Source organism: Catenulispora sp. GAS73 (assembly GCF_041262085.1).
Taxonomy (GTDB): domain Bacteria; phylum Actinomycetota; class Actinomycetes; order Streptomycetales; family Catenulisporaceae; genus Catenulispora.
Genome location: NZ_JBGCCM010000005.1, coordinates 397,697 through 422,294, shown reverse-complemented (window position 1 = coordinate 422,294; position 24,598 = coordinate 397,697). Strand labels below are relative to the sequence as shown.

Here is a 24,598-nt window from a genome sequence, read left to right as displayed (position 1 = left end):
GTGCCCACCACGCACGACGATTGCCGCCTACGACATGCGCAGTGACTCGGACCGCCGCGCGGTCTTGCCCACGAAAACCGCCAGCCGCCAGCGCACTGCCGCAGAAGCCTGAACCGCCGCGTGGTCGTGCCAGCGAAAACCGGCGGCCGCCAGCGCGAAACGAGTCGCACAAACGAACTGCGTCCTCCCGCGAGGTCATCAACCCCTGCGCGAAGCCGTAAAAATCGCCTGTAAATCACGCACCAACCGCACCTAGCCCGACACCGCCCCCGACACCCACACACCAAGCATCATCGCCCGCCATACCGCTACCGCTACCGCTACACCCACCGATCGCACCAACCCCGAATGCGCCCCAACACATCGATCTGATGCGCGCGCTCCTGTAGCCCGTGTCCCTCTCGGGGGTAGACCACAAGCTCGTGCTCGACGCCGAAGTGGCGTAGTGCGCGGTGGAAGTGGACTGCTTGGCTGAGGGGCACGTTGGTGTCCTGCTCGCCGTGCAGGATCAGGACTGGTGTGCGGATTCGGGATGCGTACGAGATCGGGCTGTTCCGGTCGTGAGTGTGCGGTCCGGGGCCGTTCCAGCCGGTGCTGCCGCCTAGCGCGGCGTCGATGACGCCGCACTCGCCGGTTCCGGCCTGCATGCCCCAGTCGCTGATGCCGGCGCCCATGATGGCGGCCTTGAACCGCTCCGTCTGGCCGATGGCCCAGGCGGCCATGAAACCGCCGTGGCTCCAGCCGGAGATGCCCAGGCGCTCGGGGTCGGCCACGCCCTCGGCGACCAGCAGGTCGATGCCGGCGAGGATGTCGGTGAACTCCCCGCCCCCTCCCGCGCCGCCGACCGCGCTGCCCCCTGCGCCGCCACCCCCGCCGCCGCCCGCGCTGCCGACCGAACCGCCGCCGCCCGCGCTGCCGACCGAACCGCCGCCGCCCCCGCCGCCGCCGCCCGCGTTGCCAACCGTGCTGCCGCCTGCGCGGCCGACCGAACCGCCGCTGCCCCCGCTGCCGACCGTGCTGCCACCCCCGCCGCCGACCGAACCGCCGCCCCCGCCCCCAACCGCGCCAGCCACCACCGCAGCAAACTCATGGCCATGGCCCGATCCGCCCCGAGGATTGGCCAAGAAGACCGCATATCCAGCGCTAGCCAACCACTGTCCGCAGTCGACCACCGTGAGCGTGAACTCGTCGGCATGTCGAAAGTACGGCCCGCCGTGCACCAACGTCACGAGCGGAAACGGCCCCTCGTCCCGCGCCCGCCCCACCGGCAGGATCAGCAGGCCGTCCAGCTGGAGCCCGTCAGAGGCCTGGTAGCTGAGCCGCTCCTGAACTCCCCAACGGATCCCGCGCAGTTCGGGACTCGTGTCGCTGAGCCGAAGCAGCGGCCCGCCGAGGGGTCCCGCGTAGACATTCTTAGGCTTGAGCCCGGTGCTCATCAACACAGCGACGTCCAGACCGGAGTGACTAGCGGTAAGGCCGGCAAGCACGCCGGATGCGCTGAACAACCGCCGGAACCGCAGCGAGGACGGATCGAGCCGATACACCGCAGTATCGAGCCCGTCGGCAAACAGCGCCAACGGCGCCCCGCCTCCGATCTGCACCAGCTCGGCGGGGCAGACAGCCATTCCTGCTGTGAGATTGCGTTGTTCGACGGCCGCGCCGACCTCAAGCGGGACCGTATCGAGCACCACGACCCCGCCGACCTCAGGCGGAACCATATCAAGCACCGCGACCCCGCCGACCAAGCACCCAGGAGTCACCGCCAGGTGTGCCAAATGCCATTCGCCGCCGTGGACCCACCAAACCGGCGACCGGGCCTCGAACCCAACGGCGCCGAGGTCTCGGACGGTGCCCGTTCCAAGCGCGACCAGATGCAGTCTTGCCGTCATGACACCGGGATCGAGTTCAGGCGTCGCCCAGCTCAGCACCGCCAACGGCCCGCCGTCCGGACGCTGACTCAGCCCCACCACATGCCGATCCCCGAGCCCCTCCACGGCGCGAACCACGCCGCTCACCAAGTCGAGCAGGCGCAGCCGGGTGACCGGAAGGTGCCGGCCCCAGACCTTCGGGTCGTCACCCCCAGCCTCAAGACCTTCGTCTTCTGCGAGCAACGCGACGGTGCGGCCGTCAGCCAGCGGGAAGTAGTCAGAGATGCCCCCGCGCCACGTGGTCAGAGACTCCGCTTTGGCGATGTCCTCGCCGCCGTCCATAAGGATCCGCTGAAGTTGAGCAAAGCCAGGCTCCTCCCGGTCGGAGGTGAAGAACAGCGAAGCCGAGTCCGGCGCCCACTTCGGCGAGCCATCGTGCGCCGTGCCATCGGTCAACCTACGCGGGGCTGTACTGCCATCAGCGGCGGCGACCCAGACAGAACTGTGCGGATATCCGTGCGCTCCGCTGTTCGCGACCACACCGTAGGCGACCAACCGACCGTCCGGCGACATGGCCGGCGTCACAGGTACGGCCATGTCCACCACCACCTCCGCGGTGAGCACGTCAGCCAACTCAGCAATCGGGCCCGCTGCGGCATGAGGCATCCGGCCATCCTGTCGCACCGACGCCCCAGTGTCAGCCGAGTTCCGGAGCCACAATCGGCAACTCGGCCCCATCACGCAAGAACAAAGGAATCCGCTCCAACGGCGCGTCAACCGTCACCGTCCGCCCACCCTCATACTCCTCACCAGTCCACGCGTCCCGCCACGAAGCCCCCGCCGGCAGGTACACCTCCCAAACCCGCGCGTCCGCCTCCAACACCGGCGCCACCAGCAAATCCCGCCCGAACATGTACGCGCTGTCCACCTCCCAAGCCCGCGCGTCCCCCGGAAACTCCAAGAAGCAAGGCCGCATCGGCGGCAGACCACTGTCATGCGCCTCGCGCATCGCCTCCAGGAGATAAGGCTTCAGCCGCTCCCGCAGCCGAATGTAGTCCGCCATGATCCCCTCGGCCTCCTCGCCGTAGGACCAGATCTCATTCGGCGCACCGGTCATCGATGGCCCGAACGGCTCGGAGGGCCGCCGGAGGCCGTGCAGCCGGAAGATGGGGCTGAACGCGCCGAACTGGAACCACCGCACCATCAGCTCGCGATACTCCGCCGTCCGCGGATCACCGCCGTGGAACCCGCCGATGTCCGTGTTCCACCACGGTATCCCGCTCAGGCCCGTGTTCAGCCCGGCCGCGATCTGCCGGCGGAAGGTGCCGAAGTCCGTATTGATGTCGCCAGACCACAGAATCGCGCCGTACCGCTGCGATCCGGCCCACGCCGACCGGTTCAGCGTCACCACGTCCGCGCGGCCCTCGGCCCGCATGCCCTCATAGAACATCCGCGAGTTCTCCCGCGGATACATGTTGCCGACCTCCAATCCAGCACCCGCGTAGTACCGCAGGTTGGCCGGGTAGCCCGGCTTGATCTCCGGCTCGCAGGCGTCCGCCCAGAAGACCTCGACGCCGATCGCCAAGTACGAGTCGCGCACCTTCTCCCACACGAAGGCGCGCGCGTCCGGATTGGTCGCGTCATAGAACGCCACCTGCACCGTCTTGTCGATCCCCTTGTCCGGCCAGTCCGCGTGCGCGACCGGCCCGAACTCCGTCCCGATCAGCAGCCCGCGGCGCTCCATCTCCGCGTGGTACTCCGACAGCGGGCTGACGGACGGCCACACCGACACCATCAGCCGCGTGCCATACCCCGCCAGCTCCTTCACCGCCGCCGCCGGGTCCGGCCACTCGGCCGGGTCGAAACGCCACTCGCCCAGATGCGTCCAGTGGAAGAAGTCGGCGACGATCACGTCCAACGGCAGCCCGCGCCGGTGGTACTCCCGCGCGACCGCCAACAACTCCTCCTGCGAGCGGTAGCGCAGCTTGCACTGCCAGAACCCCGCAGCCCACTCCGGCAGCATCGGCACGTGCCCGGTCGCGTCGGCGTACCGCCGCTGGACGTCGGCGGCCGAACCGGCGGTGACCCAGTAGTCGAGCTGCCGCGCGCTGTCGGCGACCCACCGCGTGCCGTTGGCGGCCAGCTCCACGCGCCCGATCGCAGGGTTGTTCCACAGGAACCCGTACCCGCGCGAGGACACCAGCAACGGCACCGAGACCTCGGAGTTGCGCTGGACGAGCTCGATCACCGCCCCCTTCTGGTCGAGCATCCCGTGCTGGTGCTGCCCGAGGCCGAACAGCTTCTCGTCCGGATACGCGGCGAACCGCTGCTCCAGGCGCGCGTACCCGTTGCCGTGCGCGGTGCGAAGCCGCGGCCCGGGCCACCAGAAGTGCGCGTCCTGCTCGGCCAGAAGCTCGAAGCCGTCGGCAGTCCTGGTGAAGCGGATCCGGCCGGTCAGCGAGACCGTGGCGGTGATCGCCCCGTTGACGACGCTCGCCTCGGCGGCCCCGATCGCCACCTCCGACGCGGTTGCCGATGCCGTTGCCGACGCCAACGCCGATGCTGCATCCTGCACCGGCTCATCGAGCAGAGCTCCGGGCAAGCCGTCGAGGATCGGACCGCCGACCTTGGCACGGACCCGCACCGAGTCCGGCCCCCAAGCCTGGATGAGAAGCGTCTCGGACCGCCCGGTCCACTCCAGACCAGCGGCGGTGCGGCGGAACTCGCCTCGTTCGTGGGCGAGCGAGGCCAGCGGGTTCTCTTCAGACACAGCTACAGCACACCTTTCAAGACACGGAAACCTTAGGAAGCCGGAGCCGCCGCACTGGACTCGCGCACGGTGAGCAAAGGCGGCAGCAGCATCAGCGACGACCGCCGATCCCCCTCCAACTGCGTCATCACCTGACGCACCGCGTATCGGCCCATCACCTGCGCCGGGATCGAGACACTCGTCAACCGCGGCGAGGACTGCAACGCGACCTGATCGGGGCAGATCGCCACGACGCTCGCGTCCTCCGGCACCAGCCGCCGGGACAGCCGCAGCAGGCTCAACAACGGCGCGATCGCCGCCTCGTTCTGCACCACGAATCCGGTCGTGCTCGGCCGCTCCTCCAGAATGCGCGCCAGAACCCCGGCGGTGGACTCATACGTCCCCTCACACGGCCGGTGCACGGCCCGGATCCCGCGCTCGGCGACCCGGCGCTGGAACCCGGCCAGCGTCCGGGCGGCGAAGCCGGTGTGCCGGCGGTAGACGGCCTCGCTCTCGCCGATCAGTGCGACGTCGCGGTGGCCGAGGTCGGCCAGGTGGTCCACGCACGCCGCCCCGGTGGCGTCGAAGTCCAGGTCGACGCAGGTCAGGCCGGCGGCGTCGGCGGGCAGCCCGATCAGCACCGCCGGGGTGTCGGTCTCGCGCAGAACCGGGATTCGGTCGTCGTCGAGTTCGACGTCCATCAGGATCATCGCGTCCGCCACGCCGCTCCCGGAGATCCGGCGCACGCCGCCGGTGCCCTCGTCCTTGGTGAGCAGCAGCACGTCCTGCCCGAACTCGCGGGCCTCGGTGGTCACGGCCATCGCGATCTCCATGATCACCGGCACGTACATGTCGCTGCGCAGCGGCACCATCAGCGCCAGGGTGTTGGAGCGGTTCGAGGCCAGCGCACGGGCGCCGGCGTGCGGGTGGTACCCCAGCTCCGCGATCGCCGCCTCCACCTTGCGCCGGGTGTCCTCGGAGATGGAGCGTTTTCGCGACAGCACATAGGAAACTGTCGACGACGAGACGCCCGCTTGGCGGGCGACCTCGGCGATGGTCACCATGGGTCCTCCTGGCGGCCGCGTCCGGACGGTGTCGGCGGACGCGGGCCGTGTGGATAAGGGAACTGCCGCACCGGGCGGCGGATCGGCGTGCCGGCGCGCCGGCGCGCGGTTGCGGCACCCGGTGATGGCGGGTGCCGGTGAAGCGCTTCGACGCCAGGTCTCGCGACTGCGTCTGAATCGTGCTCTGGAAGCGTATCGTCGGCGGCTGTAGCCTGTCCAGGACGATATCGAAGCGCTTCGACGGATTTCTCGCGCAGGGCGTTGACCGACGCTTCGGCACCCGGCTAGCGTGCCTGAGAAATTATCGGCACACAATCCTAGAAACTTTCCTAGAAACGTTCCGGCGAAAGGCTGCTGCCACCGTGGGCGACACCGCACCGCACCCCGTCCTGCCCGGGTTCCATCCCGATCCGAGCGTCTGCCGGGTCGGGGAGGACTACTACCTGGCGTGTTCCAGCTTCGAGTACTTCCCCGGGGTCCCGGTCTTCCACAGCCGGGACCTGGTGCACTGGCGGCAGATCGGCAACGCGCTGGACCGGCCGAGCCAGCTGCGGCTGACGCAGGCCTCGTCCTCCGGCGGGATCTACGCCCCGACGCTGCGCCACCACGACGGCCGCTTCTGGCTCATCACGACCAACGCCAGCGGTGGGGGCGGCAACCTGCTGGTCACCGCGACCGACCCGGCCGGGCCGTGGTCCGAGCCGGTGATGCTGCCCGGGGTGCCCGGCATCGACCCGGACCTGGCCTGGGACGAGGATGGCACCTGCTGGTGCACGGTCGCGGGGGTCTCGCAGGTCCGCCTGGACCCGGACACCGGGCAGACCCTCGGCGAACCGCACCGGATCTGGTCGGGAACGCGCGGCGCGAAGGCCCCCGAGGCGCCGCATCTGTACCGGATCGGCGAGTACTGGTACCTGATGATCGCCGAGGGCGGCACCGAGCGCGGGCACGCCGTGTCGATCGCGCGCGGGCCGGCGCCGACCGGACCGTTCGAGGCGTGCCCGGCGAACCCGATCCTGACGCACCGCGGCCAGGAGCACCCGGTGCAGAACACCGGCCACGCCGACCTGGTGCAGGGCCCTGATGGGTCCTGGTGGACGGTTTTCCTCGGCGTGCGTCCGGGCGGCGGCACCCCCGGGTGGCACGTCCTGGGCCGGGAGACTTTCCTCGCGCCGGTGGAGTGGGTCGAGGGCTGGCCGGTCGTCGGTGAGGTGGTCTCGGACCTGTCCGAGATCCCCTGGCCGTTGCGGGAGGAGGTGGACGAGCCGGTCCGTGACGACTTCGACGACAGTGCTCTGCGACCGCTGTGGATCTCGCTGCGGGACCGGCCCGAGGAGTTCTGCACGACGACCGAGCGGTCCGGCTGGCTGACGCTGCGCGCCCGTGGCGCCTCGTTGGACGCCTCCGACGTCGTCTTCGTCGGCCGCCGCCAGCAGCATGCGACCTGCCGGGCGGATGTCCTGATCGACGCATCCGCCGGCCGGGGCGGGCTGGTCGTCCGGCTCGACGAGCACCATCACTACGAGATCGAGACCGGCGAGGGGGACCTGCGGGTCGTGGCCCGGATCGGGCCGCTGCGCACGGTCGTGGCGTCGCGGGCGGTTGCGGCGGGGCCGCTCGTGCTGAGCGTCCGGATCGACGAGAAGCAGGCCGAGGACGCACGGAGCGGGCCGGACACCGTGTCCTTCGCGGTGGCCGAGCCGGACGGCGGGTCTGCGACGGTCCTGGCCGCCGACCTGGACGGCCGCTACCTGTCCACCGAAGTGGCCGGCGGCTTCACCGGCCGGGTCATCGGCATGTACGCCACGGCCGGGTCCGTGCGCTTCGACTGGTTCGACTATGTTTCCGGAGGACTCTGATGACGACCGTGCCCGAGATTCTGCGTGCCCTCGACCAGACCGTGGGGGAGGGGCCGTTCGGCGCCAGCTGGGAGTCGCTGGCCGGGTACCAGGTGCCGGATTGGTACCGCGACGCCAAGTTCGGGATCTTCATCCACTGGGGCCCGTACAGCGTTCCGGCGTTCGGCAACGAGTGGTACCCGCGCAACATGTATGTGGAGGGCTCCCCGGAGTACGTACACCACCGCGAGGTGTTCGGTCCGCAGGACAAGGTCGGGTACAAGGATCTGATTCCCCAGCTGACCGGGGAGAACTTCGACGCCGACGGCTGGGCCGCGCTGTTCCGTGAGGCTGGCGCGCAGTACGTCGTCCCGGTGGCCGAACACCACGACGGCTTCGCCATGTACGACACCGCCCTCAACCCGTGGAACGCCGTGGCCATGGGCCCGCAGCGGGACGTGATCGGCGAGCTCGCCGCTGCTGTGCGCGCGCAGTCGATGGTGTTCGGCGTGTCCACCCACCGCGCCGAGCACTGGTGGTTCATGAACGGCGGGATGGGGTTCGACTCCGACGTGCGCGCTGGCGGCCACGCCGACCTCTACGGGCCGGCCCAGCCGCAGGAGCTGCCGCCGAGCCCGCAGTACTTGGAGGACTGGCTGGCACGCACCGCGGAGCTGGTCGATCGCTACCAGCCGCAGATGCTGTACTTCGACTGGTGGATTCAGCAGCCCGCGTTCAAGCCGTACCTGCCGCGGCTCGCCGCCTACTACTACAACAAGGCCGCGTCCTGGGGGCGCGGACCGGTGCTCGCGTACAAGCACGACGCGTTCGCCCCCGGCACCGCGATCTACGACGTCGAGCGCGGTGCGAGCGCCGAACTGCGGCCCGATCCGTGGCAGTCCGACACGGCCGTCTCGCGCACGTCCTGGGGCCACGTCGACGGCCACGACTACAAGAGCGCCACCGACCTGCTGGCCTTCCTCGTGGATGTGGTCAGCAAGAACGGCTGCCTGCTGCTGAACATCGGTCCGAAGGCCGACGGCAGCATCCCGGAGCACGAAGCCGGCCTGCTGCGCGAGATCGGCGCCTGGCTCGCACGCAACGGCGAGGCGATCTACGCCAGCCGCCCCTGGCTCGTCTACGGCGAAGGCCCCTCACGCATGAAAGAAGGCCAGTTCACCGAGAACGACCAGCCCGCCTACGGCCCCGCCGACCTCCGCTTCACCACGCGCGACAAGCACCTCTACGTGACAGCCCTCGGCGGCGCCAACGAGGGCCGCATCCACATACGCTCGCTCGGCCGCGAGCTGACGCTCTACACCCAGGAGGTCGGATCCGTGCACCTGCTCGGCCACCCCGACCCGCTGGAGTTCGAACGCGGCCCGCGGGAGCTGACGGTGCGGCTGCCGGAACGCGGCGCGGTACTGGCGATGCCGGTGCTGCGGGTGACGCCGGCAGGATCCTGACGGAGACGTTCGGCGCAATAGTGTGCGCCGTGGCCACAACCTCAGCCTCGCACGGCGTGGTGAGAGTGTCAGCCTGCTGCCGTCGCTGCCGGCGGCGCGGTGCTCTCCCGCACAGTTAGCGTGGTCGCCATCTCCACCCCTGTCTGCGTCGGTTGCTCGCCGCGTCCCAGGGTCAGTGCGAGTTCGGCGGCGGTCGCGGCCATCTCGGCCAGGGGCCGGTGCACGGTGGTCAGTGGCGGTTCCACCCATGCTCCGACCGGTAGGTCGTCGAACCCGATGACGCTGAGGTCCTGCGGGATGCGTAGTCCTGCCTCGCGGGCTGCGCGGTAGACGCCCAGTGCTTGCAGGTCGCTTGACGCGAAGATCGCGGTGGGGCGGTCGTTGCGTGTCAGCAGGCTGAGTGCGGCGGTGTGGCCGTCCTCGCGGGTCAGTGGGGCGTTGACGATCAGGTCCGGCTCCGCGGGGAGGCTGGCGGCTTGCATTGCGGAGTGGAAGCCGGCCAGGCGTGCGCGGCAGGGCAGCAGGTCTGGTTCGGTGATGACGGCGATGCGGCGGTGGCCCAGCTTGATGAGGTGCCGGGTGGCGGTCTGGCCGCCGCGCCAGTCTGTGGCGCCGACGAAGGGCACGTCGTCCGGGAGTTCGGTGGTCGGGTCCAGGACCAGGAACGGGATGCCGCGGGTCGTGAGCAGGTCGCGTTCGGTCTCGGGCAGCCGGGCCACTGCCAGCACGGCCCGCGGGCGGCGCTCGACGAGGTCGTCCACGGCGGTGGCGGTGGCGGCGGCCGGGCCGGACTCGGAGATCACGACGCCGAACCGGTGCTTGCGTGCGACCTGCTCGACGCCGCGGATGACCTCGACCGCCTGCATGCCGGCCAGTTCGTGGAACACCAGCTCCAGGATGTCGTTGCCTTTGGCCGGCGGCTTGCGGTAGCCCGAGCTTTCGATCAGCTCCTCGATGCGCGCCCGGGTCTGGTCGGACACTCCGGACCGGCCGTTGAGGACCTTGGACACGGTCGGCACTGACACGCCCGCCGTCTCCGCGATGTGCGCGATGGTCACGGAGCCCCGCTCGCGCTGTCCTCCCAGGTCCGTCACTTGCCTCTCCTCGTCCGCCACGCCCTATTCATACACCACGGTTGTGGCATCCTTGCAAAGTTTCGCCGGTGGGGAAAGAAAGTTGCTCGCACTGGTGCTCAGCGCGGCTCTGCTAGTGTCGTGACTCGACAAACAGAGCAAGTATTCTTTTTGCATGGGAGGCGTGGTGCCACGACTCACCGACGCCCGCAAGGAACTGCGGCGTGCTCAGATCACTGACGCCGCAGTCCGTTGCTTCGGCCGCAACGGGCTGGAACGGACCTCGATCGCCGACATCACTGCGGAGTCCGGTCTCTCGGCGGGCTCGATCTACACCCACTACCGCAACAAAGCCGAGCTGATCCAGGCCTCGGCCCGCGCGGCGCTCGCCAAACACGCCGAGGTGCTCGGCGAGTACGCCGCCGGCGACGCCCCGCCCGGCCCCGAGGCGTTGCTGGCGTCCCTGAACGCCGGCCTCGACCAGGTCAAAGCCCGGGTCGCGGTGCAGGTCTGGGGCGAGGCGACCACGGACCCTGCGATCCGCGGCGTCGTCGTCGACATGGTCGACCGGCTGCGCGCGATGGTGCACGACTGTGTCACGGCGTGGCTGGTCAAGGTGGAACGCCTAGAACCGGTCGAGGCTCGGGAGCGCGCCGCGCCGATCGCTTACCAGATCTCGTCGAGCTACTTGGCCGAAATGCTGCACACCGCCTTGCGGCAACCCACCGAGGAGACTGATTCATGAGCGCTTCGACGGCTTCCACCGCTTCGCTCGCCGGCCGCACCGTCTTCCGGGTCGGCTACGGCGCCCTCCAGCTGGAGCGCCTCCACGACCGTCGCGACGAGGCCGTCGCTCTGCTGCGCCGCGCGGTCGAGCTGGGCGTCGACCACGTCGACACCGCCGAGTTCTACGGCTTCGGATTCGCGAACGCCGTGATCCGCGAGGTGGTGGGCTCCCGGGACGACGTCCTGGTCGCCACGAAGGTCGGTGCCGACCCGGACCCCGGCGGACCGATGCCGCTGCGCCTGGCGCAACGTCCCGAGCAGCTGCGCGCCAGTGTGGAGGACAACCTGCGCGGCCTCGGACTGGACCGGCTCCCGCTGGTGAACCTGCGCCGCCTCGACACCGGCCCGGGCCTGCGTCCGGCCGGGGACCAGGTCGTCGACCTCGACGACCAGCTCGCGGTGATGGTCGCGCTGCGGGACGAGGGCAAGATCGGCGCGATCGGCCTGAGCAGCGTCACTATCGACGGCCTTCGCCGGGCGTTGCCGGCGGGCATCGCCTGCGTGCAGAACGCCTACAGTCTCGCCTCCCGCGACGACGAGGACATGCTCGGACTGTGCGCGGCCGAGGACATCGCCTGGGTACCGTTCTTCCCGCTCGGAGGGGCTTTCCCAGGCCTGCCGAAGGTCACCGAGGAACCGGCCGTCCGGGCTGCGGCCGAGTCGCTGGGCGTCACGCCCTCCCAAATCGGCTTGGCCTGGCTCCTGCACCACGCTCCGCACGTGCTCCTCATCCCCGGCACCGCCGACGCCGCCCACCTGGAGGCCAACATGGCGGTCAGCGAGATCACGCTCGATGGCGCGACCCTGGCCGCCCTCGACGCCGTCGAGACCCGCTCCAACGAAGTCCCTCTCGGTTGATCATGAAAGCGGCGCCGTTGGCCAGGCCGACCAGCGCCGGGAGCTCGGCTGACCGCGTGAAAACGTGCGGGCGGCGGGACCTGGCCCTCCCGCCGCCGGCAGCCTTGTGTGGCGCTCGTGCTGTGTGCGGGTGCTGATTCAGAGCGGCTTTCGCACTCACACAGCGACGATCGTCCACTCGTTGTTCGTGCTCGAATTCGGGCTCCACATGACCGTCGTCGACCCGGCCGCCGTGCTCCCCGCGCCGTCGAGCGCGGTGCCGGTACCGCGGTTGACGATGTGGTAGCGGCCGTTGCCGGCGCTGGTCAGGCTCCACTGCTGGTTGTTGCCGCCGTTCCACGTCGTCTGGCGTGCCGGGGCGCCGTTGGCGGTGGCGCCCCAGCTGTCGGCGACCATGCCGTTGGTGTTGTTGACGATCCGGTAGTAGCCGCCGCCGAGCGGCACCAGCTGCCACTGGAGGTTCGTGCTGCCGTCGTAGTTCCACTGCTTCAGGTTCGAGCCGGAGGCCACGGTGCCGCCGCTGTCCAGGACCAGGCCGGTGGTGGCGTTGACGATCTTCGCCCAGCCGGTGGGGACCGGGCCTGTGCCCAGGGTCGGGATCTGGCCGGAGAACGTCAGTTTGACCGTGTAGGCCAGGGCGCTGAAGGGGGGATTGGACGAGGGCATCGTGAAGTGCAGGCCGCCCGCGTCCTGAACCGGCGAGGGCAGGTTGACGTACGCGCCCGCCGCGTTGTTCAGCAGCTGAGCGGAGACCAGGGTGCTGAGATTGATCTGGTTGGAGTTCAGCGTGGTCACCGTCATCGTGCCGCCCTGCCAGCCCAGCGCCGTCGCGTACAGGACCGTGTTGTCCTTGCTCCGGGTGAAGCGGACGTCCTGCGGCGTGCCCGCCTTCGGCCCGGAGAACGACCCGCCACCCATCGCGGTCGGCCCTTCGCCGTAGGAGCTCCACGCGCGAGTCGCGTAGATCGCCTCGCCGAACCGGCCGAGCCAGTCGCCCATGCCGAGCAGGATGGTCTGCTGGCCGGAGGGAATGGTGCCGTCGGCCATCGGGGCGATGTTCAGCAGCATGTTGCCGCCCTTGGCGACCCGGTCGATCAGCGCGTGCAGCAGCGCCTGCGTCGTGTAGTACCCGATGCCGACGGTGTAGCACCAGCTGGAGGAGGAGATCGAATCGTCCGTGAGCCAGTACGGCGTGAGCAGGCCGCCGGGCCCTCCGCGCTCGAAGTCGAAGACCTCGCCGGAGGTGTCGAAGCCGTCCTTGTACGTGGCCACGACGTCCTTGTTCCACGTCACAGCCTGGTTGTAGTAGTACGCCAGGAACGCCAGGCGCTCGGACTCCTGGACGTTGTTCAGGTCGAAGTCCTGCCAGATCATGTCCGGCTGGTAGCCGTTGATCACCTCGACCAGTTTGTTGAACCAGAGCTGGTTCTCCGCAGTCGAGCCCATCTGCCCGTACAGCTTCTGCAGCGTCGCGGTCGACTGCTGCGGAACGTACTGGTAGTAACCGAGGAAGTGGTACGCGTGGTGCAGCGACGTCATGAACTTCAGCCCCTGCCCGCGGATCGCCTGCGCGTGCAGGCCCACCAGGTCCAGGTTCGGGCCGGTCTTCACCGAGTTCCACTCGTTGGCCTGGCTGTTCCACATCGAGTAGCCGTCGTGGTGCTCGGCCACGGGACCGGCGAACTTCGCCCCGGCGGCCTTGAACAGCTGGGCCCAGGCGTTCGGATCCCAGTTGCCGCCGGCCGAGGTCAGCTTCGGCGCGAACTTCGTGTAGTTCCCCGCCTTGTCGTACGCCCCGAGGATGAAGTTGTGGTACGGCCAGACCGACGGGTCCCCATAGGTGGCGATGTGGTGCTGGTTCTCGATCGAGCCCGGGTTGTACATGTTGCGCGGGTACCACTCGCTGCTGAAGGCCGGGACGGAGAACGCGCCCCAGTGGTAGTAGATCCCGAACTTGGCGTCCTGGAACCACTCCGGCGTCGGCGGGTGCTGATCCACGGAGGACCACGACGCAGTGTAGTTCTGCGGACCGGCGGTCGCCGAGGCCGAGGGCGCGAAGCGCAGCAGGCCGAAGGCGGCGGCCGCGCCGGCGCTTCCGGCGGTGAGGAGAGTGCGACGGCTGACGGGGAAAGGTGAGGAGGACATGGAGGGTCCCTTCGAGGTGCCGGGGCGGCGTTCCCTCAGCGCCGCCCCGGCGGTTTGGGGGAAGGTCAGCCGAGGGTCCACTGCTGGTTGCTCTGGCCGTTGCAGGTCCAGAGTTGGACGAGCGCGCCGTTGGCGGTCGAAGCGCCGCTGACGTCCAGGCACAGACCGGACTGAACCCCGGTGACGGTGCCGTTGGAGTTGAGGTTCCACTGCTGGTTGGTCTGGCCGTTGCAGGGCCAGATGATCACCTTCGTGCCGTTCGTGGTGCCCTTGTTGTTGGCATCGAGGCAGTCGGTCGTGCCGGAGTCGGTGACGGTGAGCGCACCGCCCGAGGTGTGAGCGAACGTCTGGTTGCTCTGGCCGTTGCAGGAGTAGATCTGCAGCTGCGTGCCCCCGGTCGTGGTGGCATTCGGGACGTCCAGGCACTTGCCCGCGCCGACCGCGTGCAGCGCGCCGCCGGGCGGCGGAGCCGGCGCCGAGTAGCCGGCGCTGGTGATGGTCGCCTGCACCGCGTTCTCGGTCGCGTCCGACGGGTAGCCGGTCGTGACGGCGCCCTCGAAGAACTCGCCCTGGCCGCCGTTGCTGTTGTCGCCGCCGGTGCCCAGCTCGACGTCCGGCTGCACCTTCATCGGCGAATAGTTGTTGGGCAGCGGCCCTGAATACGTCGTGGTCAGGCCGCCGGTGGTCGAATCACCGTTCTTCAATGTGAAGTTCGACGTCCCGTTGTTCTTCTCCAACGCGGTCACGAACGGATGGTTCACACCCGGGTTGTTCGCCGTGTTCGGCCCGGTGTTGGTGCTGTACATGCCGTTCTCCAGGTCGGCCTCCACCCACGGCCCGGGCCCGGTGCAGCCGCCGAACCAGCACGCGTTGCCCCACTCGATCGCGTTCATCGTCGCGTTGCCGTCGTCGCTGTGGTCGGTCTCGGCGCTGCCGAAGTCGAAGCAGCACTGCGAGTTGAAGTAGCTGGAGGAGGTCACCATGTAGACCCCCTCCGGCTGCGATCCGGTGGGCACGCCGTTGGTGTTGTCGATGCGGTAGCCGACACCGGGATGGACCTTGACGCCGAACACCTGGTGCCCGTTCACGGTCTCCGGCAGCGCCATCGCGTCCGCGCCGACGTCCGACCCGTTCGGGCCCGGGCCGTGCCAGAACCCGCCCGAGGAGATCGGCATGTCGTTGTGGTGCGAGGTCTGGTCGTAGAGCTTGGTGATGGTGCAGCTGGTGTTGGCGCAGAACGAGACCTGCGCGGCGCCGTTGGCGTAGTCGCCGGCGGCCAGCAGGCCGACGTCCAGGTGGCTGCCGTCCGACGACCGCTGTATCTGGTAGAGCGGCCCGTTGTACGAGCCGTAGAGCGCGCGCACGGTGCTGTACGCGGCGGCGCAGGGCGTGCCGCCGCTGGCGTAGACGTCGCAGGGCAGCGAGCTCGCGGCGCGCGCCGTCGTCGCCCCGACCTGCATCCCGGCCACGGCCAGGATGGCCGCGAACGCGAGCATCAGCACCGGGCGCAGGGGTCTGCGGACTCCTGTGAGGATGGATCTGAACACTGTTTCACCTCCGAGATGTGACAGTTCTCGAATCGATTCGACCTGGTATCGGGAAACCGGAGCTCAGCTGTGGGTCCATTGCTGGTTGCTCTGGCCGTTGCAGGTCCAGAGTTGGACCAGGGTGCCGTTGGCGGTTCCGGCGCCGCTGACGTCGAGGCAGAGGCCTGATTGGACGCCGGTGATGGTGCCGTTGGAGTTGAGGGTCCACTGCTGGTTGGTCTGGCCGTTGCAGGGCCAGATGATGACTTTGGTGCCGTTGGTGGTGCCGCGGCCGTTGGCGTCGAGGCAGTCGGTGGTGCCGGAGTCGGTGACGGTGAGCTCGCCGGTGGAGTTGTGGGTGAAGCTCTGGTTGCTCTGGCTGTTGCAGTCGTAGATCTGCACCTGTGTGCCGCCGGTGGTGCTGGAGTTCGGGACGTCCAGGCACTTCCCTGCGCCCACCGCGTGCAGAGGGGAGCCGTTCGGCGGCGGAGGAGTGGTGCCGCCGGAGACTCCCGAGTTATTGATGACCTGCTGCGCGGCACTGGGCCAGCCGCCGCTCACCTGTGTGTTCCCGGTCAGCACGTTGTTGTGCGGGGAGCCGGTCGCGACGTTCGTGGCGCCGGAGTTGTACCAGTTGTAGGAGAAGGTGCTGTCGTTCGTGTTGTTGTTCGAGTTGGCGTTGGTGAACGCCCACACACCGGTGTCCTGCACGACGTTGTTCGTCAGTGTCAGATACCGGGAGCCTTCGTCCAGGTACAGGCCGACGGTGTTCTGGTTGTCGTAGATGTAGTTGTCGTCGATGACGCCGCCGGGGTTGGCGGACAGGTTGTAGATGCTGCCGCCGTCGTGGAAGACCTTCTTGGTGCCGTGCACCTTGTTGTAGCTGACGACCGTGTTCTTCAGCGTGGTCGGCGTGGTGTAGATCGGCTGGTAGTTGTACGTGCCGCGGTTGACGTAGTCCTGGCTGCCGCCGGGGTCGTTCATGCCCCAGCCCCAGCCGACGTCGATGCCGTCGTAGGCCAGGTTCGACACCTCGTTGTGCTCGATGTCGGTGTGTGTGGCGTACGTCGACAGGATGCCGGGCATGTCCTTGTAGTCCTCGGCGACGCCGGTCACCAGGTTGTTGGTGATGGTGACGTTCTGGTCGGTCATCGCGGTGTTGGACGGGTGGTGTGCGTCCGGCTGCACGCCGCCGACCACGATCCCGGCGCCGGAGTCGTCGGTGAACGTGTCGTGGTCGACCGTGACACCCGAGGCCCCGAGCCCCACGCCGGAGGCGGTGGAGGCCGAGTCGTTGCCGATGCCGAGCCCGACCTGGCCGAGGTGGGTGAACGTGTCCCCGCTGAAGGAGATGTTCGACGCGGCCGAGACCTGGACCGCACCCGGCACCTGGCCCAAGCCGTTGCGGGTGGCCTCGAACAGCTGGCAGCCGGACTGGCAGGAGGACAGGAAGTCTGACGGCTGGTTGTACTGCTTCGTGAGGAACGTGCCCGTCTGCTGGTCCGCGTAGCCGACCGAGCTGCCCGGCCCGAGCCACGTGGTGTGCTCGAACGCCAGGCCCTGGAACGAGATGTCGGAGACCGGAGCGCTGTAGCCGCCGCTCATCTGGATCAGCGAGGTCAGGCGGGGGAGCTCGACGTCGTGGCTACTCGGCGACTGGCCGGAGGCGGCCTTGTAGTACAGCTGGCCGGCCTGCGGGTCCAGGAACCACTGCCCGGCGTTCTTCAGGAACGAGTACGAGTTCTCCAAGTACATCTGGCCGCCGGCGAAGGGCTTGGCCAGCGTGTCGTAGCCCCAGTTGTTGTTGTTCCAGGACGGCTGCTGCATCGCGATCGTGGTGCCGCTGATGCTCGACACCGGCGCGAAGTGGTCGGTGAACGAGTTCTGGCTCTCCAGCTCGATCCGGTTCTGCTCCGGCAGCGTGGCCAGGTAGTCCAGGGCCGAGTTCGCGATGGTCATGCCGCTGGTGGTGATCTGCACGTCGCTGCGCGAGATCGGGATCGCGGCCCGGGGCGCGAGCGCGCCGTCCACGTAGAGCTGCCGGGAGTCGGACCCGGTGGCCACCGGCGCCGACCAGATGTTGTTCGCCGAGTCGTGCAGCGTCCAGCCGGACACCTGCTGGCCGCCGGACAGCACCGGCGACGTGCCGGAGGCGGCCTGCCAGATGACGTTGTGTCCGTTGGTGCCGGAGTCGGAGGCGTTGAAGACCAGCGGCGCGGACAGCCGGTACGTGCCGCCGGCGAGTTGCACGACGATGTCGCCGCTCATGTTCGAGTTCATCGACCGCACCGAGGACTGTGCCTGGGTGATCGAGCACGGCGCGGCGGCCGAGCAGGCGGTTCCGCTGCCCGTGGGGGAGACGTACAGGGTGGCGGCGGTCACGGCGTGGGATACCGCCGGTATGCCAAAGGCGGCCGTGACGAGCGTGACGGCCGCCGCCAGGATCGCAGGGCGGGGGGAGCCGCCGCGTCGGCGGATGCTTGGGATCATGGTCCTTCCTCGCTGTGAGAACGTGGGGAAATGTGTCTGACTTTGATCCCTCATCAGAGTCCCAGGAGCCTGCCCCGTCAAGAGAATGAGCATGCTTATCGTCAAGATTCTTTAACGCTGCCGTATTCACCTGCTGGTGAGTGGCTGGCGGATTTTATGAGTCATACACATCGCGTGGACGTTTCGATCGAGGTGTATGTTCTCCGGCATGGTGAGCCTGACTTCGCACGACGCGGACGGCGGTCCGGGCAGCGGTTCCTACCGGCCGGGCTACGAGCTCGCGGCCGAGCGGATCCTGGAGCTCATCGCCGAGTCCGGCCTGCGGCCGGGGGACCGGATGCCGACCGAGAACGAGCTCGCGGCGCAACTGGGCACCAGCCGGACCGTGGTCCGGGAGGCGGTCAAGATCCTCTCCGCGCTCGGCCGGGTCAGCGCGCAGAAGGGCCGCGGCCTCTACGTCTCCGACGACGAGGGGATGCTCGGCTCGGCCGGCCGGGGCGGCTTCTTCCTGCCGACCGACCTGGACCACGTCTACATGCTCTTCGAGTTCCGCCGGATCCAGGAGACCGAGGCCGCCCGGCTGGCCGCGACCCGGGCCGTCCCGGCCGATCTGCAGGCCATCGAGACCGCGGCCGACCTGTGCCGCGAGGGCCACATGAGCGGCCGGACGGAGCTGTTCGACCGCGGCGACGACGACTTCCACCTCGGTATCGCCGCCGCGTCGCACAACGCGTTCCTGGTCGCCTCGGTCCGCGAGGCCCGCCGGCTGCAACGGCAGTCCAGCATCATCGGGCTGCACGGCACGCTCGGCGGCCACGCGCCGGAGGCGGTCGCCGAGCACACCGCGATCTTCCACGCGATCCGGGACGGCGACCCCGACGCCGCGGCGCGGGCGGCCGCCGTCCACATCGACAACACGCTGGAGGACTACCGCCGCGAGATTCAGCGTCGCCTGTTCGGCTGAGCTCGCGGCGGTCGGGTCGTCTCCGATCAGCCGAGGGTCCATTGCTGGTTGCTCTGGCCGTTGCAGGTCCACAGCTGGACCAGGGTGCCGTTGGCGGTTCCGGCGCCGCTCACATCAAGGCAGAGGCCTGATTGCACTCCGGTGATGGTGCCGTTGGAGTTGAGGGTCCACTGCTGGTTGGTCTGGCCGTTGCAGGGCCAGATGATGACCTTGGTGCCGTTGGTGGTGCCGCGGCCGTTGGCGTCGAGGCAGTCGGTGGTGCCGGAGTCGGTGACGGTGAGCTCACCGGTGGAGTTGTGCGTGAAGCTCTGATTGCTCTGGCCGTTGCAGTCGTAGATCTGCACCTGCGTGCCGCCGGTCGTGGTGGCGTTCGGGACGTCCAGGCACCTGCCCGCGCCGACCGCGTGCAATGGACTGCCGTTCGGCGGAGGAGTGGTGCCGCCGGTGGAGTATCCCGCTGCGACGATGTTGGCCTGAACCGCGTTCTCCGTGGCGTCGGAGGGGTAGCCGGAGGTCATGACGCCTTCGTAGAAGGTGCCGTCCGAGCCTCGGCTGTTGTCGCCGCCGGTGCCCAGGATGATGGCGCCCTGCTTGCGCATCGGGTTGTAGCCGGAGACGTTGGGGCGCGGGCCGGAGTAGAACGTGGACAGGCTGCCGGACTGCGCGTTACCGCCGCGGATGGCCCACTGGTTCGCGCCGCCCTTGATGATGGCGGTGGTGAACCGGTCGCTGATGCTGGGGTCGTTGGCGTTGAAGCCGGCGTTCTGGCCGGAGTACAGGCCGTTCTCCATGTCGGCCATGATCCACGGGCCGTTTCCGGAGCCGTAGCCCCAGACTCGGATGTTCCCGAAGTAGATGGCTTCCATGGTGCCGTTGCCGTCGTCGTTGTTGTTGGTCTCGGCGTTGCCGTAGTCGAAGCAGCAGCCGCCGTTGTAGTGCGTGCCGTCGAAGATGGCGTACTCGCCCTCGGGGTTGTCGCCGGTGGCGATGCCGTTGGTGGAGTCGTCCCGGTAGCCGGTACCGGCCGGGATGAAGACGCCGTAGGCCGCGTGCCCGCTCAGTGTGACCGGGGCGGCGGTCGCGACCGCGAGGTTGTCCGCGCCGGGCGCGGCCCCGCCGCCGAGCGCCTGGGTCAGGTTGTTACCCCGCCCCGACTGGTCGTAGATCACGGTGATCACGCACGTCGTGTTGGCGCAGAAGGAGTCCTGCGCGGCGGCGTTCGCGAAGCCTCCGGCGCTGAGCACGCCGATGTTCGCCGTGGCGTTGTCCGAGGAGCGCCGCACCTGGTACAGCGAACCGTTGTAAGCGCCGTACAACGCACGTGTCGTGCTGTGCGCGGCCACACAGGGAGTGCCGCCGGAGGCGTAGATGTCGCAGGGTCCCGTGGTCGCCGCGCGGGCCGGAGTGGCGTTGGCCATCCCGGTCGCCACGACGCCGGCCACGAGCAGGAGCGCTGCCGCGAGGAATGTTAGCGCTCGCATTCGATGACGAGCGGGCGGTCTTCCGGATAGCAGTGCACGGTGTGTCATCTGAGCTCCTTGAACGCGACTCGTGGTGATGAGGGGCGCTGCCCTCCGACGCCTTCGGCTGCCGGTCCGAAGCGGCGGAATGTTAGCGCTAACATTTCGGCCCGCGTTCATCGCTCGACCGAGCGGATGGTGCGGGGGTGTCTCGGCGGTAGACGGTGCTGCACGTTGAGTGTTCTGTCAAGAGCTCTCTGATGACCAGTCACGTTGTTACAGCGCGACTACGAAACTTTCTCCCACCCGTCGCCCACCACCACCCGTTATGGAGTCGCTTCGCGACGCTGGCTGATTGTTGTTGACACCACTGCCCGATCCGGGCTTTCGTGTGACTCGCAGCTTCGCCCACCACGGATGCCGGGCCGATCATCGCGAGCTGCTCCCCAGTCATGTCCGACCAGCGGAGTTCTTGATGATCCACAAAGCAATCCCGGCACGTCGTGGTCTTGCCCGCGGCCTGGCTGTGGCGGCCGCGGCCGTCCTGGCGGTCCCCGTCGCGGCGGCCCTCGCAGCCCAGCCGGCGGCTGCGGCGACATCGCTGCGCAGCCTGGCCGAAGCGCAGAACCGGTACTTCGGCACCGCGCTGACCGACGGCGACCTGAACGTCAGTGGCGAGATCAATATCGCCGGGGCCCAGTTCGACATGGTGACGCCGGGCAACGAGATGAAGTGGGACACCACCGAGCCGTCGAACGGCTCCTACAACTTCGGGCCCGGAGACCAGATCGTCTCCTGGGCCCAGGCGCACAACGCCCGGGTGCGCGGGCACAATCTGGTGTGGCACAGCCAGCTGCCCGGGTGGGTCAGCGGCCTGCCCTCGAACCAGGTCCAAGGCGTGATGGAATCGCACATCACCACGGAGGCCACGCACTACAAGGGCAAGGTCTACTCCTGGGACGTCGTCAACGAGCCCTTCAACGAAGACGGCAGCCTCCGCCAGGACGTCTTCTACAACGCCATGGGTTCGAACTACATCGCTGACGCCATCCGCACCGCGCACGCCGCCGATCCCAACGCCAAGCTCTACCTCAACGACTACAACATCGAGGGCGAGGGCGCCAAGAGCGACGGCATGTACAACCTGGCGAAGTCGCTGCTGGCCCAGGGCGTGCCGCTGAACGGCATCGGGTTCGAGAGCCACTTCATCGTCGGGCAGGTACCGTCCAGCATGCTGGCGAACATGCAGCGCTTCGCCGCGCTCGGCCTGGACGTGGCGGTGACCGAGCTCGACGACCGGATCCAGCTCCCGGCCAGCTCGTCGAGCCTTCAGCAGCAGGCCACCGACTACTCGACCGTGGTCAAGGACTGCCTTGCCGTCAGCCGCTGCGTCGGCGTCTCGCAGTGGGGCGTGGACGACGCGCACTCCTGGATCCCGGGCACCTTCCCCGGCTACGGCGCGGCCACCATGTACGACCAGAACGACCAGCCCAAGCCCGCTTACAACGCCACGGCGACCGCTCTGGGCGGCGGCACCACGCCTCCGCCGCCGAACGGCTCCCCGTTGCACGCGGTGGGTGCCGGGAAGTGTCTGGACGTGCCGAACTCCAGCACCACCGGCGGCACGCAGGTGCAGATCTACGACTGCAACAGCCAGAGCAACCAGAGCTTCACCCACAACTCCACCGGCGAGCTCACCGTCACCGACTCCGGCACCACCGACTGCCTCGACGCCAACGGCCGAGGCACCACCAACGGCACCAAGGTCATCATCTGGCCCTGCAACGGCCAGCCGAACCAGCAGTGGAACCTGAACTCCAACGGCACCATCACCGGCGTCCAATCAGGACTCTGCCTCGACGTCAGCGGCGCCGGAACCGCCAACGGCGCGCTCGTCCTGCTGTGGACCTGCAACGGCCAGAGCAACCAGCGATGGACCCTCGGCTAGGACCTTTCGCCAGGTCTGTGTCCTTCCGCAAGATCTGTGTGAGCGCGCCCAGCCCTCTGCGGCCGGGCGCGCGAATCGATTCGACCAGGGAGTGACGGATGAGAGTTCGAACAAGCATGAGGCGGATCGCGATGGCGGCCGCCGTGGTGGTGGCGTTGGCGATCCCGTCGTTCTCCGCGGCGCGCGGGCAGGCCGCGGCGGGGGAGGCGCTGAGCGTGAACCTCGCGGCCCCGACCGGTCCGGCCACCGGCGTGGGGGAGGGTTTCCTGTACGGCCTGACCGTCGACGGCACGCAACCTGCCGACCAGTACCTGCAACCCCTCGGCGTCACGGCGCACCGGGGCGGCGGCTGGTATTCGGGTGGCTGGATCAAGGACGGCTACCAGTACGGCTCCGCCAGCCAGGCCGACGTCGCCTCGATCATCGACCAGGCGCGCCGGCTCACCCAGCCTCCGTACCACGCGCAGTACCAGGTACTGGTCACGGACATGTACGGCCTGAACGGCGGACAGCCCTCGAACACGACCTACCCCTGCGACAACGGCAACTGCTCGAACTGGGTCTCGTTCATCGACTCGACGGTCGGGGCGTTGCAGGCCTCTGGTGTGAAATTCGCCTACGACATCGACAACGAGCCGGACATCTCAGTCTTCTGGACGCGCGGCGTGAACAGCGCGCAGTACTTCCAGATGTGGGACACCGCCTACCGCGAGATCCGGCGGGTCGCCCCCGGCGCCCAGATCGTCGGACCGTCGTTCGCCTACACCCCGCAGAGCCGGTCGGCCCAGTGGCAGACGTGGCTGGCGCACGTGAAGGCGGCCGGGACCGTGCCGGACATGATCACCAACCACGACGAGGGCGACGTCGACGATCCGGTCACGGTCTCCCAGTCCCTGAACAGCGCGATCTCGGCGGCCGGGCTCAACCCGATCCCGTTGTCGGCCAACGAATATCAGCCTGCTGACCGGCAGACGGCCGGAGTGACCGCCTGGTATCTGGCACGGTTCGCGCAGTCCGGCTACACCAACGCGATGCGCGGCAACTGGCAGTGCTGCGTCTCGCCGAACCTGACCGGCGTCATCGATCCGAACGCGAGCGGCGGCGCCGCGTACACCGGCAACTGGTGGACGATGCGGGCGTACGCGGACCTGACCGGTTCCCTGGTCTCCACCTCCGGCCAGGTCGGATCCACGGCGATCTCGGCGGCGGAGGACAGTGCGCGTCGGCGCGCGGTGGCCGTCGTCGGGGATTCGAACGGCTACACCGGCTCCGCGTCGGTGACGTTCAACGGGTTGTCGTCGGTACCCTGGCTGGCGAACAACGGCACGGTCGAAGCCGTTGTCTACCGGATCCCGGACCAGGCCGCGCTCACGGCGCCGCAGGTGGCGTCGGATCAGATCGTGAACGTCTCCGGCGGATCGGTGACGCTGCCTTTGACCTTCCAGGCATCGCATGACGCGTTCGCGGTGTATCTGCTGCCCGGCTTCGCACAGGGGTTCAGCAGCAGCGTGGTCAACCAGGGCGACAACCTGTGCATGGAGAACCCCGGCTTCACCACCGTGGCTTCGGCGCAGTTCGATCAGGGCTCGTGCGGGGCGGGGGCCGACCAGCAGTTCCAGTTCGTCCCGACGGCGGCCGGAAGCAGCACGTACTTCATTCGTCCGATGACGCCCGGCGACTGCGTGCAGGCCGGTACGGCGGTGACTCAGAGTCCGTGTACCTACGGCACTGACGAACAGTTCGCGCTGCATGCGGTGGGGACCGGTATCTACCAGGTGGTGGCACAGAATTCGGGGCAGTGTGTAGCTCCGAACGGAGGCAGTACCGCCGGCGGCGCGGGGCTCGTCCAGACCGCCTGCACCACCGCGGGCTCCGACGAGTGGAAGATCGGGCAGGGCCAGACGACCGGGTTCCCGAGCGGCTATCACCGACTCGTCGTCGGCAACGACAGCCTCTGCCTGGACGTCTACGGCGCCGCCGGGGCGGCCGGAGCCGCGATCGACCAGTGGACCTGCAACGGCCAGACCAACCAGCAGTTCCAGTTCGTGCCGGTGTCCGGCGGCTACGGCGAGCTTCAGGCTCAGAACTCCGGCGACGATGTGGCGGTGTCCGGCGGTTCCACGACCGCTGGTCAGCCCGACATCGTGCAGCAGGTGCCGAACGGCGCGGCGAGCAGCCTGTGGCTTCCCGTCCAGCAATCCGACGGCGGCTACTCGTTCCGGAACCAGGGCAGTGGTCTGTGTCTGGACGTCTACGGTGCCGGCAGCAACCTGGGCCAGCAGCTCGACCAGTGGCAGTGCAAGAACACCTCCGGAGGCAACCAGGACTTCACGGTCCGTTGAGGTCCCTGTCGCGGTCGTAGA

General features: G+C 68.6%; 15 protein-coding genes. 7 read left to right on the top strand and 8 right to left on the bottom strand.

Annotated elements, in window-relative coordinates; all coding sequences use genetic code 11:
* Positions 1 to 320: 320 nt before the first annotated feature.
* The 3 genes from ABH935_RS10420 to ABH935_RS10410 are packed head-to-tail and all read right to left on the bottom strand — an operon-like array spanning position 321 to position 5,681.
* Positions 321 to 2,534, bottom strand: coding sequence for a prolyl oligopeptidase family serine peptidase (locus ABH935_RS10420; RefSeq protein WP_370377624.1), 2,214 nt, complete (start codon positions 2,532 to 2,534; stop codon positions 321 to 323).
* Positions 2,535 to 2,565: 31 nt separating this feature from the next.
* Positions 2,566 to 4,638: a TIM-barrel domain-containing protein gene (locus ABH935_RS10415; protein ID WP_370377609.1), complete on the bottom strand. Its 2,073-nt coding sequence runs from the start codon at positions 4,636 to 4,638 to the stop codon at positions 2,566 to 2,568.
* Between the two features lie 32 nt (positions 4,639 to 4,670).
* Positions 4,671 to 5,681 (bottom strand): LacI family DNA-binding transcriptional regulator, encoded by a 1,011-nt coding sequence (locus ABH935_RS10410; RefSeq protein ID WP_370377608.1) that lies wholly within the window; start codon positions 5,679 to 5,681, stop codon positions 4,671 to 4,673.
* Positions 5,682 to 6,043: 362 nt separating this feature from the next.
* Here ABH935_RS10410 and ABH935_RS10405 point away from each other — a divergent pair, with 362 nt between their 5' ends.
* Both ABH935_RS10405 and ABH935_RS10400 read left to right on the top strand, forming a co-directional pair.
* On the top strand, positions 6,044 to 7,540 hold the full coding sequence (locus ABH935_RS10405; RefSeq protein ID WP_370377607.1) for a glycoside hydrolase family 43 protein: 1,497 nt from the start codon (positions 6,044 to 6,046) through the stop codon (positions 7,538 to 7,540).
* A complete protein-coding gene (locus tag ABH935_RS10400) occupies positions 7,540 to 8,985 on the top strand; it encodes an alpha-L-fucosidase (RefSeq protein WP_370377606.1) in 1,446 nt (481 codons plus the stop codon). The genes ABH935_RS10405 and ABH935_RS10400 overlap by 1 nt, the downstream gene beginning before the upstream one ends.
* A 68-nt stretch (positions 8,986 to 9,053) precedes the next feature.
* Here ABH935_RS10400 and ABH935_RS10395 read toward each other — a convergent pair whose 3' ends face one another.
* On the bottom strand, positions 9,054 to 10,070 hold the full coding sequence (locus ABH935_RS10395; RefSeq protein WP_370377623.1) for a LacI family DNA-binding transcriptional regulator: 1,017 nt from the start codon (positions 10,068 to 10,070) through the stop codon (positions 9,054 to 9,056).
* 163 nt (positions 10,071 to 10,233) lie between these two features.
* Between ABH935_RS10395 and ABH935_RS10390 the strand changes: the two genes are divergently transcribed.
* Both ABH935_RS10390 and ABH935_RS10385 read left to right on the top strand, forming a co-directional pair.
* Positions 10,234 to 10,803: a TetR/AcrR family transcriptional regulator gene (locus ABH935_RS10390; RefSeq protein ID WP_370377605.1), complete on the top strand. Its 570-nt coding sequence runs from the start codon at positions 10,234 to 10,236 to the stop codon at positions 10,801 to 10,803.
* Positions 10,800 to 11,702 (top strand): aldo/keto reductase, encoded by a 903-nt coding sequence (locus ABH935_RS10385; RefSeq protein ID WP_370377604.1) that lies wholly within the window; start codon positions 10,800 to 10,802, stop codon positions 11,700 to 11,702. The genes ABH935_RS10390 and ABH935_RS10385 overlap by 4 nt, the downstream gene beginning before the upstream one ends.
* Positions 11,703 to 11,858: 156 nt before the next feature.
* On the opposite strand, the gene ABH935_RS10380 is transcribed toward ABH935_RS10385, so the two are convergent.
* The 3 genes from ABH935_RS10380 to ABH935_RS10370 form a co-directional block, all read right to left on the bottom strand.
* The gene (locus tag ABH935_RS10380) at positions 11,859 to 13,847 is read right to left on the bottom strand and encodes an alpha-L-fucosidase (protein WP_370377603.1); all 1,989 of its coding nucleotides are present in this window, start codon (positions 13,845 to 13,847) and stop codon (positions 11,859 to 11,861) included.
* Positions 13,848 to 13,912: 65 nt separating this feature from the next.
* Positions 13,913 to 15,343, bottom strand: a complete 1,431-nt coding sequence (locus ABH935_RS10375) for an arabinofuranosidase catalytic domain-containing protein (RefSeq protein WP_370377622.1) — start codon at positions 15,341 to 15,343, stop codon at positions 13,913 to 13,915.
* Between the two features lie 114 nt (positions 15,344 to 15,457).
* A complete protein-coding gene (locus tag ABH935_RS10370; protein ID WP_370377602.1) occupies positions 15,458 to 17,863 on the bottom strand; it encodes a ricin-type beta-trefoil lectin domain protein in 2,406 nt (801 codons plus the stop codon).
* Between the two features lie 208 nt (positions 17,864 to 18,071).
* Between ABH935_RS10370 and ABH935_RS10365 the strand changes: the two genes are divergently transcribed.
* On the top strand, positions 18,072 to 18,827 hold the full coding sequence (locus ABH935_RS10365) for a FadR/GntR family transcriptional regulator (protein ID WP_370377601.1): 756 nt from the start codon (positions 18,072 to 18,074) through the stop codon (positions 18,825 to 18,827).
* Positions 18,828 to 18,853: 26 nt separating this feature from the next.
* On the opposite strand, the gene ABH935_RS10360 is transcribed toward ABH935_RS10365, so the two are convergent.
* Positions 18,854 to 20,308: an arabinofuranosidase catalytic domain-containing protein gene (locus ABH935_RS10360; RefSeq protein WP_370377600.1), complete on the bottom strand. Its 1,455-nt coding sequence runs from the start codon at positions 20,306 to 20,308 to the stop codon at positions 18,854 to 18,856.
* 454 nt (positions 20,309 to 20,762) lie between these two features.
* Between ABH935_RS10360 and ABH935_RS10355 the strand changes: the two genes are divergently transcribed.
* Positions 20,763 to 22,235 carry a lectin gene (locus ABH935_RS10355; RefSeq protein ID WP_370377599.1) on the top strand — a complete coding sequence of 491 codons (1,473 nt, stop codon included), beginning with the start codon at positions 20,763 to 20,765 and terminating at the stop codon, positions 22,233 to 22,235.
* Between the two features lie 98 nt (positions 22,236 to 22,333).
* Entirely contained in the window at positions 22,334 to 24,577 is a 2,244-nt protein-coding gene (locus ABH935_RS10350; protein ID WP_370377598.1) for an RICIN domain-containing protein, read from the top strand.
* Positions 24,578 to 24,598 lie beyond the last annotated feature (21 nt).